17 protein-coding genes and 1 other annotated feature are annotated in these 16,039 nt (G+C 50.2%); of the genes, 4 read left to right on the top strand and 13 right to left on the bottom strand.

What is annotated here, in order from left to right; translation table 11 throughout:
* Positions 1–119: 119 nt before the first annotated feature.
* Positions 120–1,511: an L-cystine transporter gene (locus tag DZE2538_RS08835; RefSeq protein ID WP_019845560.1), complete on the top strand. Its 1,392-nt coding sequence runs from the start codon at positions 120–122 to the stop codon at positions 1,509–1,511.
* Between the two features lie 70 nt (positions 1,512–1,581).
* On the opposite strand, the gene osmE is transcribed toward DZE2538_RS08835, so the two are convergent.
* Positions 1,582–1,911: an osmotically-inducible lipoprotein OsmE gene (osmE, locus tag DZE2538_RS08830; protein WP_019845559.1), complete on the bottom strand. Its 330-nt coding sequence runs from the start codon at positions 1,909–1,911 to the stop codon at positions 1,582–1,584.
* Positions 1,912–2,139: 228 nt separating this feature from the next.
* Between osmE and nadE the strand changes: the two genes are divergently transcribed.
* From nadE to DZE2538_RS08815, 3 genes are all read left to right on the top strand, one after another.
* Positions 2,140–2,964, top strand: a complete 825-nt coding sequence (gene nadE / locus DZE2538_RS08825) for an ammonia-dependent NAD(+) synthetase (RefSeq protein WP_019845558.1) — start codon at positions 2,140–2,142, stop codon at positions 2,962–2,964.
* Positions 2,965–3,100: 136 nt separating this feature from the next.
* Positions 3,101–4,009: an aromatic amino acid DMT transporter YddG gene (gene yddG, locus DZE2538_RS08820; RefSeq protein WP_080638973.1), complete on the top strand. Its 909-nt coding sequence runs from the start codon at positions 3,101–3,103 to the stop codon at positions 4,007–4,009.
* Between the two features lie 74 nt (positions 4,010–4,083).
* Positions 4,084–4,431 carry a nitrous oxide-stimulated promoter family protein gene (locus DZE2538_RS08815; RefSeq protein ID WP_038916129.1) on the top strand — a complete coding sequence of 116 codons (348 nt, stop codon included), beginning with the start codon at positions 4,084–4,086 and terminating at the stop codon, positions 4,429–4,431.
* A gap of 123 nt (positions 4,432–4,554) precedes the next feature.
* On the opposite strand, the gene ihfA is transcribed toward DZE2538_RS08815, so the two are convergent.
* The 12 genes from ihfA to htpX all read right to left on the bottom strand — a co-directional run bounded on the left by ihfA (position 4,555) and on the right by htpX (position 15,983).
* Entirely contained in the window at positions 4,555–4,854 is a 300-nt protein-coding gene (ihfA, locus tag DZE2538_RS08810) for an integration host factor subunit alpha (protein ID WP_012769674.1), read from the bottom strand.
* Between the two features lie 3 nt (positions 4,855–4,857).
* Positions 4,858–7,245, bottom strand: coding sequence for a phenylalanine--tRNA ligase subunit beta (gene pheT / locus DZE2538_RS08805; protein ID WP_023639592.1), 2,388 nt, complete (start codon positions 7,243–7,245; stop codon positions 4,858–4,860).
* A gap of 15 nt (positions 7,246–7,260) precedes the next feature.
* Positions 7,261–8,244 (bottom strand): phenylalanine--tRNA ligase subunit alpha, encoded by a 984-nt coding sequence (pheS, locus tag DZE2538_RS08800; RefSeq protein ID WP_012884624.1) that lies wholly within the window; start codon positions 8,242–8,244, stop codon positions 7,261–7,263.
* 117 nt (positions 8,245–8,361) lie between these two features.
* Positions 8,362–8,485 (bottom strand) — a sequence feature (Phe leader region).
* Positions 8,436–8,480, bottom strand: a complete 45-nt coding sequence (gene pheM / locus DZE2538_RS20845) for a pheST operon leader peptide PheM (protein WP_133845469.1) — start codon at positions 8,478–8,480, stop codon at positions 8,436–8,438. It overlaps the preceding feature by 45 nt.
* A gap of 168 nt (positions 8,486–8,653) precedes the next feature.
* Positions 8,654–9,010, bottom strand: coding sequence for a 50S ribosomal protein L20 (rplT, locus tag DZE2538_RS08795; RefSeq protein WP_012769671.1), 357 nt, complete (start codon positions 9,008–9,010; stop codon positions 8,654–8,656).
* Positions 9,011–9,053: 43 nt separating this feature from the next.
* Positions 9,054–9,251 carry a 50S ribosomal protein L35 gene (gene rpmI, locus DZE2538_RS08790; protein ID WP_016941461.1) on the bottom strand — a complete coding sequence of 66 codons (198 nt, stop codon included), beginning with the start codon at positions 9,249–9,251 and terminating at the stop codon, positions 9,054–9,056.
* Positions 9,252–9,347: 96 nt separating this feature from the next.
* Entirely contained in the window at positions 9,348–9,890 is a 543-nt protein-coding gene (gene infC, locus DZE2538_RS20335) for a translation initiation factor IF-3 (protein ID WP_012884623.1), read from the bottom strand.
* 3 nt (positions 9,891–9,893) lie between these two features.
* A complete protein-coding gene (gene thrS, locus DZE2538_RS08780; RefSeq protein ID WP_019845552.1) occupies positions 9,894–11,822 on the bottom strand; it encodes a threonine--tRNA ligase in 1,929 nt (642 codons plus the stop codon).
* Positions 11,823–12,149: 327 nt separating this feature from the next.
* On the bottom strand, positions 12,150–12,446 hold the full coding sequence (locus DZE2538_RS08775; protein ID WP_016941464.1) for a YebO family protein: 297 nt from the start codon (positions 12,444–12,446) through the stop codon (positions 12,150–12,152).
* Between the two features lie 168 nt (positions 12,447–12,614).
* Entirely contained in the window at positions 12,615–13,406 is a 792-nt protein-coding gene (gene kdgR, locus DZE2538_RS08770) for a DNA-binding transcriptional regulator KdgR (protein WP_012884620.1), read from the bottom strand.
* A 210-nt stretch (positions 13,407–13,616) separates the two neighbouring features.
* On the bottom strand, positions 13,617–14,783 hold the full coding sequence (gene ogl / locus DZE2538_RS08765; RefSeq protein WP_012884619.1) for an oligogalacturonate lyase: 1,167 nt from the start codon (positions 14,781–14,783) through the stop codon (positions 13,617–13,619).
* A gap of 315 nt (positions 14,784–15,098) precedes the next feature.
* Positions 15,099–15,983: a protease HtpX gene (htpX, locus tag DZE2538_RS08760; RefSeq protein WP_023639590.1), complete on the bottom strand. Its 885-nt coding sequence runs from the start codon at positions 15,981–15,983 to the stop codon at positions 15,099–15,101.
* Positions 15,984–16,039 lie beyond the last annotated feature (56 nt).

Genomic DNA, 16,039 nt, shown 5'->3' with positions numbered 1-16,039 from the left:
CGGTTTAATCAATGTTAGTTATCTCTATAACCGCAATATAAAAGACCTGCTATTCTACTGCGCTGGCTACGTTTCCTTCTGACCGTAGCGGTGATAAACATTAAAAAAGGAGTAGTGGGATGAATTTTCCGCTGATAATCAATGTGCTTGTTTTTGCTATGCTACTTTTCGCACTAGGGTATGGCGGTAATAAAAACTGGAGTCTGTCTAAAAAGGTACTGCTGGGGCTGGTTACTGGCGTGTTGTTTGGACTGGTATTACACCTGATTTATGGTGATGACAACCCTGTCATCAAACAATCCATCGCCTGGTTCAACATCGTTGGCAACGGCTACGTGCAATTACTGCAAATGATCGTGATGCCGCTGGTATTCGTGTCGATTCTTAATTCAGTGGCACGCCTACACAACGCATCATCGCTGGGGAAAATCAGCCTGCTGGCTCTCGGTACGCTGTTGTTTACCACGCTGATCGCCGCCTTAATCGGTATCTTCGTGACCAATCTGTTTGGGCTTACCGCCTCAGGGCTAGTGCAAGGCTCACAGGAAACCGCACGGCTATCGACTATCCAGACGAGTTATGTTGGTAAGGTCGCAGACCTGAACGTACCACAACTGTTGCTGTCGTTTATTCCGAAAAACCCGTTTGCCGACCTGACCGGCGCCAACCCGACGTCAATCATCAGCGTGGTTATTTTCGCGGCCTTCCTTGGTGTCGCCGCCCTGCACCTGGTCAAAGACGATGCGGTGAAAGGTGAACGCGTACTGACGGCGATTGATACCTTACAATCCTGGGTAATGAAGCTGGTCCGTCTGGTTATGCGCCTCACACCTTATGGCGTGATGGCATTGATGACCAAAATGGTCGCCAGCTCTAACCTGCAAGATATCCTCAAGCTCGGTGGCTTTGTGGTGGCATCCTATCTTGGTCTGGGATTAATGTTTGGCGTGCATGCCGTGTTACTGGCGTTGACGGGCATCAACCCTGCCCGCTTCTACCGCAAAGTCTGGCCGGTGCTGAGCTTCGCGTTTACCAGCCGTTCCAGCGCCGCCACTATCCCGCTGAATATTGAAGCGCAAACGCGCCGTATCGGCGTACCAGAATCTATTGCGAGCTTTGCCGCGTCATTTGGTACCACCATCGGTCAGAATGGTTGCGCGGGGTTATATCCGGCGATGCTGGCCGTCATGGTCGCCCCAACGGTCGGTATCAATCCGTGGGACCCAATGTGGATAGCCACGCTGGCTGGCATTGTCACCCTCAGTTCAGCCGGTGTCGCGGGGGTTGGCGGTGGAGCCACCTTCGCTGCGTTGATTGTCCTGCCAGCCATGGGCTTACCCGTAACACTGGTGGCACTGCTGATTTCAATTGAACCGCTTATCGATATGGGCCGTACCGCACTGAACGTCAGCGGCTCTATGACAGCAGGCACCGTGACCAGCCAGTTGCTCAGACAAACCGATAAAGCCGTGTTTAACACGGATGATGATACGGCGCTAACTCATCGTTAATCCCTGCCATAATGTGATAAAACCATGCCGACGACATTGATATTCCTCGCGTCGGCATGGTTTTTACCACTTAGAATTTTGGATTGGTGTCGTACTCCTGGCAGCTCTGGAACCCCTTGTTCAGTACATGTCCGGTCTCATCAAAGCTGACAAAGTAATACTGCACCTTACCGTCGCGTGTACCTAGCACATAAGTATTACAGGTTCCCCGAGCATGAAGCATCGTGGCTTGCGTCGATGCAGGTCCGGCAATCTGATTCACCTCCTGACGGCTCATGCCTTTTTTCACGTCCTTCACCACCGGTTTAGTGAAAAAATTTTCTGCACGATCGTAAGCCACACACCCAGAAAGCATCAGGGTACTTGCTGCGATACACAGGAATAAATCACGCTTCTTCATGGAATGACCTCACTCATTCGCGATCAGTGTTGCTAAGACTAGATAGCCACCACAGCTTTTTCAAATCCCTTATTGTCTTTCAACAGGCTGATAATTGGCGAAAAAGCCTCCGAATCACTGTAAAATTACCGGCTTTTTCTTGTTCTTTTACTCCGTCGGAATTAACGTTACTCTTTGGCGATGTCAATAATTGTTCTGGTACATCAATAGGTTCAGTAGGGGGTGGACATGTCATTACAGAAAGAAATCATTCGGGCGCTCGGGGTAAAAAGCGCGATTGATCCGGCACAGGAAATTCGGGTGAGCGTTGATTTTTTAAAGAATTATCTTAAGGCGCACCCGTTCATCAAAAGCCTGGTACTGGGGATTAGCGGCGGGCAGGATTCGACACTAACCGGCAAATTATGCCAGACCGCTATCACCGAGTTGCGCCAGGAAACCGGCAAAGCCGATTATCGCTTTATTGCGGTACGGTTACCGTATGGCGTGCAAGCCGATGAGCAGGACTGTCAGGATGCGATTCAGTTTATCCAGCCCGATCAGGTGCTGACCGTCAATATCAAACCGGCGGTAGATGCCAGTGAAGCGACGCTGCGCGCTATCGGCATCGAGTTGTCTGACTTCGTCAAAGGCAACGAAAAAGCGCGTGAGCGCATGAAAGCACAGTACAGCATCGCTGGCATGAACGCTGGATTGGTCGTAGGTACCGACCATGCAGCGGAAGCCGTCACCGGTTTTTTCACCAAGTACGGTGACGGCGGTACCGACATTAACCCGATTTTCCGTCTCAACAAACGGCAAGGTAAAGCCTTACTCACGCTACTGGGTTGTCCGTCCCACCTTTATACCAAGGCACCAACGGCGGACCTGGAAGATGATCGTCCCTCATTACCGGATGAGATGGCTCTCGGCATCACGTACGAGAAAATTGACGATTATCTGGAAGGCAAACAGCTTGATCCGATTGACGTCGCGGTTATTGAAGGTTGGTATCGCAGAACCGAGCATAAACGCCGCCCGCCAATTACCGTTTTTGACGACTTCTGGCGTTAATAGCCTTCACCACGTTAATCTCCCCGGGCAGATGCGACTCACTGGCATCTGCCCGTTTTATTGCCACATGATAGCCAATAGCCATTGGTAATAAATAACCATTGATAATCAATAAAATGACAGTCGATAACCACTAATGATACCCATAACCCCTCGTCGCGCTACGCTAGCTGGTTTGCTGGCAATCGTCCTCTGGAGCACCTCTGTTGGGGTGATCCGTAGTCTGACCGAAGCACTCGGTGCGCTAGGCGGCGCGGCCATGATTTATACGACCAGCGCGATATGCTTGCTGTTGTTCCGGCATCGTCCCTCCTTTCGTACTCATGCCAGGATCTACCTGTTACTCGGCGGAGCCTTATTCGTCAGCTACGAAATCTGTTTTTCATTGTCGATTGGGATGGCACAAAACCGTCTGCAGGCCATGGAGCTGGGAATGATTAATTACCTGTGGCCTTGCCTGACCATTCTGTTTTCACTGTTTATCAATCAACAGAAAACTCGATTATGGCTGTGGCCGGGCCTTGCCCTGTCGATAGTCGGTATTCTATGGATTCTGAAAGGTAACGGTGACTGGACTCCCACCCTGATGTGGCAGAATGTCAGCAGCAACCCGCTGGCTTATTCCATGGCACTGGCCGCTGCGCTGGTCTGGGCGTTGTACTGTAATATCTCGCGCCGTTTCGGCAACGGGAAAAGTGGCATCCTGCTGTTTTTCATCGTTACGGCAGCGGTGTTATGGGGACAATATCTACACAGTGATGCGCCGACATTCGCTTTCTCAATGCGTACTTTCTCGATGCGCACTCTGCTCGAATTGCTATTTATCGGGGGGTCAACGGCATTGGCCTATGCCGCATGGGATACTGGTATTCAACGCGGCAACATGGCATTGCTGGCAACGGCATCTTATTTTACCCCGGTACTGACGACGCTGATGGCGGCGCTATGGCTACAAACCACCCCTTCGGTGACGTTCTGGCAAGGCGTTATCATGGTGACATTGGGGTCATTGTTGTCCTGGCTGGCGACACGTGGAGCACCTTAAGCGGCGACAAGATTGTGTTTCTCGATTAAAATGCATTTATTATGCAACTTAATGGTCACCATGGGAGCGCAGCGATGTCTTCTTCCTCCGGCAAACGCATTCAACGGGAAATCCGTACCATTCAGGCAATGATCACGTTGTATGAACGTACCTTTCCAGCCCCTGCCGATGATACGGAGTATTATGTCAGGCTGCAGGACTACGCCTTAAACCGGCTAAAAAAATGTTACTACGGGGAAAATAAACCCGCCTGCAAGCAGTGTCCGATCCATTGCTATCAGCCTGCGAAACGAGAGGAAATCAAGGTTGTCATGCGGTGGGCCGGGCCAAGAATGCTGTTGCACCATCCGATACTGGCCATCCGACATCTGTTAGATGACCGCAGACCTGCGCCTGCTGCGCCGCAACGCCCGCGCAAATAGTTCTGCGAAAAGTCGTTCAGCGTTAATAGTTCAGCTCAAGTAGTAAAAAGGCCTGAATCGACTACTACATTTTCAGACGATTCTGTAAAAGGAAAAGGCCGCTAATGCGGCCTTTTTGTCAAATCAGGACTCTTTGGGTGACGCGTTTTCCACTCTGCTCTTTAATTTCTGCCCTGGACGGAACGTAACGACCCGACGCGCCGTAATCGGAATATCTTCGCCGGTTTTTGGGTTACGTCCCGGGCGCTGGTTCTTGTCCCGCAAATCAAAGTTGCCAAACCCCGACAACTTAACCTGCTCACCATTTTCCAGAGCGCGCCGGACTTCTTCGAAAAACAACTCGACGAGCTCTTTGGCATCCCGTTTGCTGAGCCCAAGCTTTTCAAACAGGTATTCAGACATTTCAGCTTTAGTAAGCGCCATAGGTTAATCCCTCAAGGATGCTTGGAATCGCTGTTTTAGTGCTGCTACACATTGCGCAACGGTAGCGGCAATTTCCTCTTCTGCCAGTGTACGAGCGGTATCCTGCAATACCAGACTGATAGCAAGACTCTTATACCCTTCCGCTACGCCCTTGCCCCGGTACACGTCAAATAAGTTTACGCCAACTAACTGATTTGCGCCAACTTTCTTGCACTCGTTCAAAACATCGCCAGCAGGCACGCTTTCAGCCACTACTACAGCGATATCACGACGGTTTGCCGGGAAACGAGAAATGTCCGCCGCCTCTGGCACCACACGATCAGCGAGCTTATCCCACAGCACTTCAAACACCACGGTACGACCGTTCAAGTCCAGCTTGCGCTCCAGTTCCGGATGAACAACACCGATATAACCGATACGCTCGCCAGCCAGATAAATAGCCGCGCTCTGCCCTGGGTGCAATGCTGAGTGGCTCTCTGCGCGAAACTCAATCGCAGACAGTTTCCCAGTCAATGCCAATACCGCTTCCAAATCGCCTTTCAAATCATAGAAGTCAACGGTCTGACGTGCCAGATCCCAATGCTCTTCGTAGCGAGTCCCTGTGATAACCCCTGCCAGCATAGTTTCCTGACGCACGCCCAAATCGGCACTCTGGTCTGGAACAAAGCGTAAACCGCTCTCAAACACACGCAGACGGCTTTGTTGACGGTTCTGGTTATACACCACCGCTCCCAACAACCCACTCCACAGAGACAGGCGCATAGCGGACATTTCTACCGAAATCGGGCTCGGCAGAATCAACGCCTCTTCACCGGGATGAATCAGCGACTGAATTTTAGGGTCAACGAAGCTGTAGGTGATCGCTTCCTGAAAACCGCGATCCACCAACAACGTTCTCACACGCTTAAGCGTCAGACTCGCCTCGCGATGTTGCGTCATCTTCAGCGGCGCTTGAGTAGGAATATTCGGAATGTTGTTGTAGCCGTAAATACGCGCTACTTCTTCCACCAAATCTTCCTCGATAGCCATATCGAAACGCCAGCTCGGCGCAACCGCCTGCCAGCCATCCGCGGTTTTCGTCACCTGACAACCCAGACGGTTAAGAATATCGCTGACTTTCTCATCGGAAATCACATGACCAATCAACCGATCCAGCTTTTCGCGGCGCAGCGTAATGGTCGCGCGTGCCGGTAAATCTTTCTCACTGGTCACATCCACGACCGGGCCAGCGTCACCGCCGCAAATATCCAGTAGCAGACGCGTCGCACGCTCGATTGCCTGATACTGCAATGCCGGATCCACACCACGCTCATAGCGATGTGATGCATCCGTATGCAGACCATAACGGCGGGCACGCCCTGTAATCGACAGCGGATTAAAATAGGCGCATTCCAGCAGCACATCTTGCGTGTCACCATTTACGCCAGAATGTTCACCACCGAAAATCCCACCCATCGCCAGCGCTTTTTGATGATCGGCAATCACCAGTGTATCCGCGCTCAGGGTAGCGTCAGTGCCGTCCAGCAGGCGCAGAGTTTCCCCTTCTTTCGCCATGCGAACCACAATACCGCCTTCCAGGCGATTAAGGTCAAACGCATGCATCGGCTGACCGAGTTCCAGCAAGACATAGTTAGTGACATCCACCACCGGATCGATGGAGCGGATACCACAGCGGCGCAGTTTTTCACGCATCCACAACGGCGTAGCCGCTTTCACATTGATACCTTTGACCACTCGCCCCAAATAACGCGGGCAGGCGTCACTCGCTTCAACCTGAATCGGGAATTGATCGGTAATCGTAGCAGGCACCGGTTCAGTCGTCGGCGTAGTCAGTTCCATCGCATTTAATACTGCAACGTCACGCGCCACCCCCAAAATGCCCAGACAGTCGGCACGGTTAGGGGTTACGCTGATCTCAATGGTATGGTCATCCAGTTTCAGATATTCGCGGATGTCAGTACCCAACGGCGCATCAGACGGCAGTTCGATAATGCCACTATGATCCTCGGAAATGCCCAGTTCGGAGAAAGAACACAGCATTCCCTCAGACGGCTCGCCACGCAGTTTGGCAGCCTTGATTTTGAAATCACCCGGCAATACTGCGCCCACCGTGGCTACCGCCACCTTGAGCCCTTGACGGCAATTCGGCGCACCACAAACGATATCCAGCAAGCGCTCACCGCCAACATTCACCTTAGTGACACGCAGTTTGTCCGCATTGGGATGCTGTGCACATTCCACGACTTCCCCGACGACCACACCATGGAAAGCCCCCGCGACCGGCTCGATGCCATCCACTTCCAGGCCTGCCATCGTGATTTGTTCAGATAAGGCATCGCTGCTGATAGCTGGGTTAACCCATTCCCGTAACCAGAGTTCACTGAATTTCATCTTGATATTCCTGCCTTATTTAAACTGTTTGAGGAAGCGTAAATCGTTTTCGAAGAAGGCGCGCAAATCCGTCACGCCGTAGCGCAGCATGGTCAGACGTTCCATCCCCATACCGAATGCAAAGCCGGAATACACTTCCGGGTCGATGCCGACATTACGCAACACATTTGGATGCACCATGCCGCAGCCCAGTACTTCGAGCCATTTGCCATTCTTGCCCATCACATCCACTTCGGCGGAGGGTTCGGTAAACGGGAAGTAGGACGGGCGGAAACGCACCTGTAAATCTTCCTCAAAGAAGTTGCGCAGAAAATCATGCAGCGTTCCCTTCAGATTGGTGAAGCTGATGTTTTTATCCACGATCAGCCCTTCCATCTGGTGGAACATCGGTGTGTGTGTCTGATCGTAATCGTTACGGTAGACACGCCCCGGTGCGATAATGCGAATCGGCGGCTGCTGTTTCTTCATCGTACGAATCTGTACACCGGATGTCTGTGTACGCAGCAGACGGGTCGCATCGAACCAGAACGTGTCATGGTCAGCGCGCGCCGGGTGATGTCCGGGAATATTCAATGCATCGAAGTTATGATAGTCGTCTTCGATTTCCGGGCCTGATGCCACGGCAAATCCCAACTCGCCAAAGAAGGTTTCAATGCGATCAATCGTGCGGGTAATCGGATGCAGACCACCGTTTTCCATCGTCCGACCAGGCAGTGAGACATCGATGGTTTCCGCGGCCAGACGAGCATTCAGCTCAGCATTTTCCAGCGTTTGCTTACGCGCATTCAGCGCGTCCTGTACTTCCTGCTTCGCCTGATTGATCACCGCGCCTGCGGCAGGACGTTCTTCAGCAGGCAGCTCGCGCAGCGAGGTCATCTGAAGGGTTAAGTGACCTTTTTTGCCCAGAAACTCGACGCGCACATTTTCCAGTGCGGCGACGTCTCCAGCCTGTTCTATGGCTGCTCTGGCTTTAGCAACCAGTTCTGCGAGATGTTGCATTGCATTCCTCTTCTTCTGCCTGTATGGCCGACAATCATGATTGGAAAGATACGGTTTTCAGTGCGCCAAACGTAACTATGGCTACGAATTATGACTACGAATCAAGAAATCCGAACCAATAAAAAAGCCTCCACGGAGGAGGCTTAGGCGCTACTTTTCGTTTCTCTTCTTACGCGCAAAGCCCCCGACGTTCAGGCGCTAAAGTAAAAAAAGAAACGGAAAATAGCAGTGTTCATACTTGCGTTACCTTTTGCTGTCATCGTTGATGGGCTATTACTGTCTAACCCGTTGACAATATACCAATTTCACTCGTTCTGAAAGTCTTTCATCCACGATAATGGAACATTGTCAGCTTTTTTCACGGCGGCAGAGACGAAAAGAGGGAGACAAGCTCCCTCTTCCATCTGACTTACGCCAGAGCTGATTTCGCTTTTTCAACCAGTGCGCTGAAAGCCACTTTGTCGAATACGGCGATGTCAGCCAGAATCTTACGGTCGATTTCAACAGAGGCTTTTTTCAGGCCATTGATGAATTTGCTGTAAGACAAGCCATTCTGGCGGGCTGCTGCATTGATACGTGCAATCCACAGCTGGCGGAACTGACGCTTACGCTGACGACGGTCACGGTAAGCGTACTGACCAGCTTTGATTACTGCCTGGAAGGCAACACGATAAACGCGCGAACGGGCACCGTAGTAACCTTTCGCTTGTTTCAGGATCTTTTTGTGACGTGCGCGAGCAACCACACCACGTTTTACGCGAGCCATATGCTCTCTCCTAAAGTCTTAATTCTGAGTTAAAAAAAGTTACTTATGCGTAAGGCAGACATGCTACAACCAGGCCCAGATCGCCTTTGGAAACCATGGCTTTCGGACGCAGGTGACGCTTACGTTTGGTCGCTTTTTTGGTCAGAATATGACGCAGGTTAGCATGCTTACGCTTGAAACCACCGCTGGCGGTTTTTTTGAAGCGTTTAGCGGCGCCACGTACAGTTTTAATCTTTGGCATTGTTATTTCCACTTCGCATTGTTAAACAATGAATCAGATAAGGCGAACAAAAACCGCGCTACGCGAAGGCAGCGCGGACGTTGTTACTTGAATGCCTTACTGTTTCTTCTTCGGTGCCAGCACCATAATCATCTGACGCCCTTCGATCTTGCTTGGGAACGACTCGACGACAGATAATTCATTCAGATCATCACGAATGCGGTTAAGCATTTCGATACCGATCTGTTGGTGCGCCATTTCACGACCGCGGAAACGCAGTGTGATCTTGGCTTTATCACCATCTTCCAGAAAGCGAACCAGGTTGCGTAGTTTGACCTGATAGTCGCCATCATCGGTACCAGGCCGGAATTTAATTTCCTTGACCTGAATAACTTTTTGCTTCTTCTTCTGTTCTTTAGTGGCCTTACTCTTCTCGTAAAGGAACTTGCCGTAATCCATGATTCGGCAAACCGGCGGTTCGGCGTTCGGGCTGATTTCAACTAAATCAACACCTGCTTCCTCAGCTTTCTCTAACGCTTCATTCAGGCTAACAATACCAATTTGTTCGCCATCAACGCCCGTCAGACGTACCTCTTGTGCGCGAATTTCTCTGTTGATGCGATTAGGACGCGCCGGTTGAACTCGTTTTCCGCCTTTAATACCTTATTCCTCCAACTGATGAAGACTACGGCTGCGAATCTCTTCTTGCAGCTTCGTGATTACTTCACTGACGTCCAAACTTCCCAGATCTTTGCCGCGGCGGGTGCGAACAGCAACTTTTCCTGCTTCCACCTCTTTATCGCCACAAACAAGCATATAGGGAACACGCCGTAAAGTGTGCTCGCGGATTTTAAAGCCTATCTTCTCATTTCTCAAGTCCGCTTTAACGCGAATGCCCGCATCCTGCAATTTTCTTGTCAATTCGCTGACATAATCAGACTGGCTATCCGTAATATTCATGATAACAGCCTGAACCGGTGCCAACCAGGTCGGGAAGAAACCGGCAAACTCTTCGGTCAAAATCCCGATAAAACGCTCCATCGACCCGAGAATAGCCCGATGAATCATGACAGGGACCTGACGCTCGTTGTTTTCGCCGACATAGGATGCACTCAGACGGCCTGGCAACGAGAAGTCCAACTGTACCGTACCGCACTGCCAGGCGCGATCCAGACAGTCATGCAACGTAAATTCGATTTTCGGACCGTAGAACGCACCCTCACCCGGTTGATACTCAAACGGAATGGCGTTCTCAGTCAATGCCGCAGCAAGGTCTTCTTCAGCCCGGTCCCACATGTCATCACTGCCGATACGTTTTTCAGGACGCGTTGACAGTTTCACCACGATTTTCTCGAAACCGAAGGTGCTGTACATGTCGTAGACCATCTTGATGCAGCTGTTTACCTCGTCACGCACCTGCTCTTCGGTACAGAAGATATGGGCGTCATCCTGCGTAAAGCCGCGTACACGCATCAAACCATGCAGGGAACCTGACGGCTCATTACGGTGGCAACTGCCGAACTCCGCCATACGCAACGGCAGGTCACGGTAGGATTTCAGCCCCTGATTGAAGATCTGTACATGGCCTGGGCAGTTCATCGGTTTGACACAATATTCACGGTTTTCAGACGAAGTCGTGAACATGGCTTCTTTATAGTTTTCCCAGTGCCCGGTTTTTTCCCACAGCACACGGTCCATCATGAACGGACCTTTGACTTCCTGATACTGGTATTCTTTGAGCTTCATGCGCACAAAGGCTTCCAGTTCACGGAAAATCGTCCAGCCATCGTTGTGCCAGAATACCATACCCGGCGCTTCTTCCTGCATATGATACAGGTCTAGCTGCTTACCAATTTTGCGGTGGTCACGTTTGGCAGCTTCTTCAAGGCGTTGCAGGTAAGCACTTAACTGTTTCTTATCCGCCCAGGCGGTACCATAAATACGCTGCAGCATTTTATTTTTGCTGTCACCGCGCCAGTAGGCACCGGAGGTTTTCTGCAATTTAAAGTGGTGACAGAAACGCATATTCGGTACATGCGGGCCACGGCACATATCGATATATTCTTCATGATGGTACAGCCCTGGGCGATCATCATGGCTGATATTCTCATCAAGAATCGCCACTTTATAGCTTTCGCCACGCGCCACAAACGTATCACGCGCTTCCTGCCAACTGACTTTTTTCTTAATAACGTCGTAGTCTTTGCCGGCCAGCTCATGCATCCGCTTTTCAAGCTGTTCCAGGTCTTCCTGTGTCAGCGTATGTTCCAGATCAACGTCATAGTAAAAACCGTTGTCGATGACCGGACCAATTGCCATTTTGGTATCTGGCCACAATTGCTTGATAGCATGTCCCAGCAAGTGCGCACAGGAATGGCGAATGATTTCCATCCCCTCTTCATCTTTGGCGGTGATGATGGCCAGTTGTGCGTCAGATTCAATCACATCGACAGCATCAACCAATTCACCATTAACACGACCGGCAATACAAGCCTTCGCCAGGCCAGGACCGATATCCAACGCGACATCAAGAGGAGAAACGGCATGGTCATAATGACGCTGACTGCCGTCAGGAAGCGTAATAACAGGCATGTAAATTCCCTTATTTGCAGTGGTGAGCCACACGAAAGCCCACATACAAAAGATAATTGTGTTTGATATATAGAAAGTTGGAGAGAAAGGATTTAACCCACAATTGTTAAATCAGTCCCATCCTGTTGACAGGTAACATGGTGATGGCTGCCGCACGGTATAGCGGGTCAGCAAGATACGCCAATAATAGCCCGACGGCGTAGAGTAGCACCATGCTCCGGGCGATGCCACCCGTTGGGCCAAAACAGGCGGCAGATAATCGATAAAACACCAAAGAATGTAGACGTATTGAGTCCGTTCGGCTGTATATCGCTACACATCAAACGATCACCGCTCAGGGATCATGTCCTTGAACAAGGTGTCCACTTCGCTTTCTTTAGTTTCAGGCAATACTGGCTGTTCCGTTACTGGTTCTACGCTTTGTGGCTCTGTTGCCGTTACCGGTACTAGCGCTTGCAGTAGCGCGATTTGTTGTTGCTGCTGTTCAACAATCTCATGCAACAATCTTATCTGCTCATTGGCCCGTACGCTGGCGCGGTTGATAAAGAACCACACCAGGATCACCAGCAGTACAATCAATGCAACAAAAACCACTTCCAGCATGTCTGAAGCAAAACTACTCATGTCTAAAACCTGTTACATAACCTGACTCAGGCGCGCATTCTAGCACTGTGCCGCCAGACAATTCGACAGTCATACCGTAATTCCCCGGCTGAAAAGCAGCTTCTGCCCATAAAAAGCCTGTCACTGAGACAGGCTAATTGCCAGAGAGCGGTAATGCACACACCCCTCTCAGAACGGGTAATCGTGATAACCCATTTGATCAGAAATATTGCGTGCTGCGGTATGTAACATCGCCACATACTCATGCTTGTTATCTTCTGAAAAACGGATCGTCGGGAAAGAAATACTCAGACCGGCAATCACTACACCAAAACGATCAAAGACCGGAACAGCGATACAACGCAGCCCTTCTTCCTGCTCTTCGTTGTCTTCGCCGAAGCCTTGCTGGCGAACCAGATCAAGTTGTGGCAACAGTTCTTCCGTACTACCGATGGTGTGCACAGTGCTACGTTTGAACTCGACATGTGACAGAATGCCTTTCACCTCTTCACGATCGCGCCAGGCCAATAATACCTTACCAATCGCGGTACTGTGCAGCGGGTTACGGCGGCCAATACGAGAATACATGCGCAGGTTATACATAGAATCAATTTTATGGATATAGACAATACTGTCTTCATCCAGCGCACCAAGGTGGATAGTTTCGCGTGTTAATGCCGACAATTCACGCATTTGAATATCCGCACTGCGAATCAAGTCCACATTCTGTAATGCTTTAGCACCCAGTTCGAACAATTTCAGCGTCAGCGAATATTTCTCTGACTCACCTTCCTGAGCAACATATCCCAGAGATTTCATCGTCTGCAGGAACCGATAAACCGTACTTTTAGACATCATCACACGTTGTGATAGTTCAGTGATGCCAATTTCACGCTCTTCGCCTAATGCCTGCAAAATACCAAAAACCTTTAAGACTGACGACACGGAATCGGGTTGTTTATCTAAATCTGCAATAGCCATTTTTTTGGTTACCCTACTCAGTATTTTTGTTTTAAAAAAAATAGAACACTTGTTTTAGTATAAAGGGAACGCTCTGAATATGGCAATCAGGCATTACTATAACAGACAACATGATTAAATATTGCTCACTGCAATAGTACTGCCGGATTAATAATCTTATTGTAAAGCGAAAAAAAACCGCGCCCTCGATGGGCACGGTTGCAGGTGCTGTTAGTGCCAGACAGAATCAGGCACTTTGGCCAGATAGAGCGCCGGTTTACCATCGACATCCGACGTAAACAGAATATGTTTATCGTCTGGTGTAAATGATGGATGCGGGTGCGTAACCTGGCGATCGCCTTCCAGCACTTCCCATGACGTATTGTGCTGAGCAACCTGGAAATGTTTCCCGGTCTTCATGTTGAACACATACAGGAAAGGATCGTTTTCAATCTTGTAGCCACCATCATCTTTCACGTCTACCGGGGCGTTGCAGCCATCACCCACCATTAACGTGCCATCATAGTTACTCATCAGATGCGAGCACGGCGGCATTTCTGTCAGTTGACGGTTTTCCAGCGTAACGGGGTCAACACTGCAAATAAAGCGGTTAGTGCTGCCTTTCAGATAAGAAACATAAGCTAGCGCAGAGCCATTTGGCACCCAGAATTCATGCGTACAGCTTTCGCCCGGAGCATGCTCTTTCACTTTGCGCATGTTGGTGCCATCTTCGTTGATAAACCACATGCGGGCATCCACCAGATCATGCGGGCCTTCATGACAGAACGCGACCGTATTATCGTCGCCAGGACGGTAAATCGGGTGACCCAGCCATTGTTTTTCCTGCAAAATGGTCGTGGCTTCACCAGTTTTGAGATCGATACGAATGAGACGGCAACACGGGTTGGTAAAATAGAACTCCTGGAATTTTTTCCAGTCGGTCAACGGTTTCCAGTCTTCTTTTTTGATCTCGATCCCCACCATCTTGGTGCAGTCAGAGTTGGCGACCCAGGTACCGTATCCGACCCAGTCATCCGGTACCTGATAGATATTGGTTTCTTCCAGTGTATTAAGATCAACGCGCATCAGGTTGCGGACATTCTTCACATAATAAAGTGCGTCATCGTTCGGAGACAGGAAGCCGCCAAAGGTATTGTCGCCAGTACCTTCGGTCAGTTGAGTCGCCTGCTGGGTTTTCAGGTCTAACAAGTAATAGTTCCACGGCCCATCAAATGCTCCGCCAAACAGCAGTTTGCTACCATCATTGGAAAAACACTTCTGGTAGAAGTAGTTGCGGTGACAGATAACATCGGGAGGGGTGAGACGCACCACTTCGGTGCCGGTGACTGAGTCCTGGTAGGTATGGAACGTAAAAGAAAGCTTTTTACCTTTGGCCATCCGTAAATCCTTAGCGCTTATCGTGAAAAATCAGACGCCGCCAGGTGAAAGAACCTGTCACTCCGGCAAATCGCCTTGTTATACCGGTATTGTAGAAACAATGTTTCACTTTTCCGTGATCATGGTTTTATTTTATAAAACATTCTTTCGCTTTTCACTGACTGTTTGCGTTTGCACAAGATTATTTTGCCAGACAGGGAATCGGATAAGGCTGTGGTATAGCAGACTGACTACCAGAAAAAACAAAGGCCCCGCAGGGCCTTTGCACATAAAACCATCTCATTGAACACTGGCAGATTGATTACTGCGCAAGGATTACTTGAGATACTCACCCGCGCGCAGCGCCTCAATACGTTTGTCCAGCGGCGGATGCGACATGAACAACTCGCTAAGAGACTTAGACTTGCCGTTGATGCAGAACGCCATCATGCTACCGGCTTCCTGCGGCTCATAGCTGGTTTTCAGACGCTGTAACGCAGCAATCATCTTCTCGCGGCCAACCAGTTTCGCCGAACCAGCATCAGCATGGAATTCACGGTAGCGGGAGAACCACATGGTGATGATGCTGGCCAAAATACCAAATACCAGTTCCAGCACCATGGAAACCGCCATGTAAACCAGCGGGTTACCGTTACCACTCTCTTCACCATCGTCACGGTTGCCGGAAAGAAAACCGGTAACAATTTGCGCAATAATGCGGGAGATAAAAATAACGAAGGTATTCACTACCCCTTGTACCAACGTCATCGTAACCATGTCACCGTTAGCGATGTGACTGATCTCATGAGCAATAACCGCTTCGGCTTCGTCACGGCTCATATTCTGCAATAGTCCAGTGCTCACCGCGACTAGCGAGCTATCGCGACGGGCGCCTGTCGCAAATGCATTGATATCAGGAGCATGATAGATAGCAACCTGTGGCATGGCGATACCCACCTGCTGAGACTGCATCCGCACGGTATCCAGTAACCAGCGTTCGGTTTCATCACGTGGCTGTTCAATCACCTCACCGCCGACGGAGCGCAGCGCCATCCATTTAGACATCAGCAGCGAAACAATCGACCCGCCGAAACCAAACACACCAGCCATGATAATCAAACCCGCCATGCTGTTGTGCTGGACTCCCGTCAGACTGAGTACCAGCCCGAATACCACCATCACCGCCAGGTTGGTGAGCAGGAAAAGCGCAATACGCATCATATGATTAAGATTTCCTCTTTCAGCAAAAGCAACAAAAGTGTTTGCAACAACCACAT

This window comes from Dickeya zeae NCPPB 2538 (genome assembly GCF_000406165.1).
Classification (GTDB): Bacteria; Pseudomonadota; Gammaproteobacteria; order Enterobacterales; family Enterobacteriaceae; genus Dickeya; species Dickeya zeae.
Note: the sequence above shows the minus strand (reverse complement) of the source record. Positions and strands in the feature narration are given on the sequence as shown.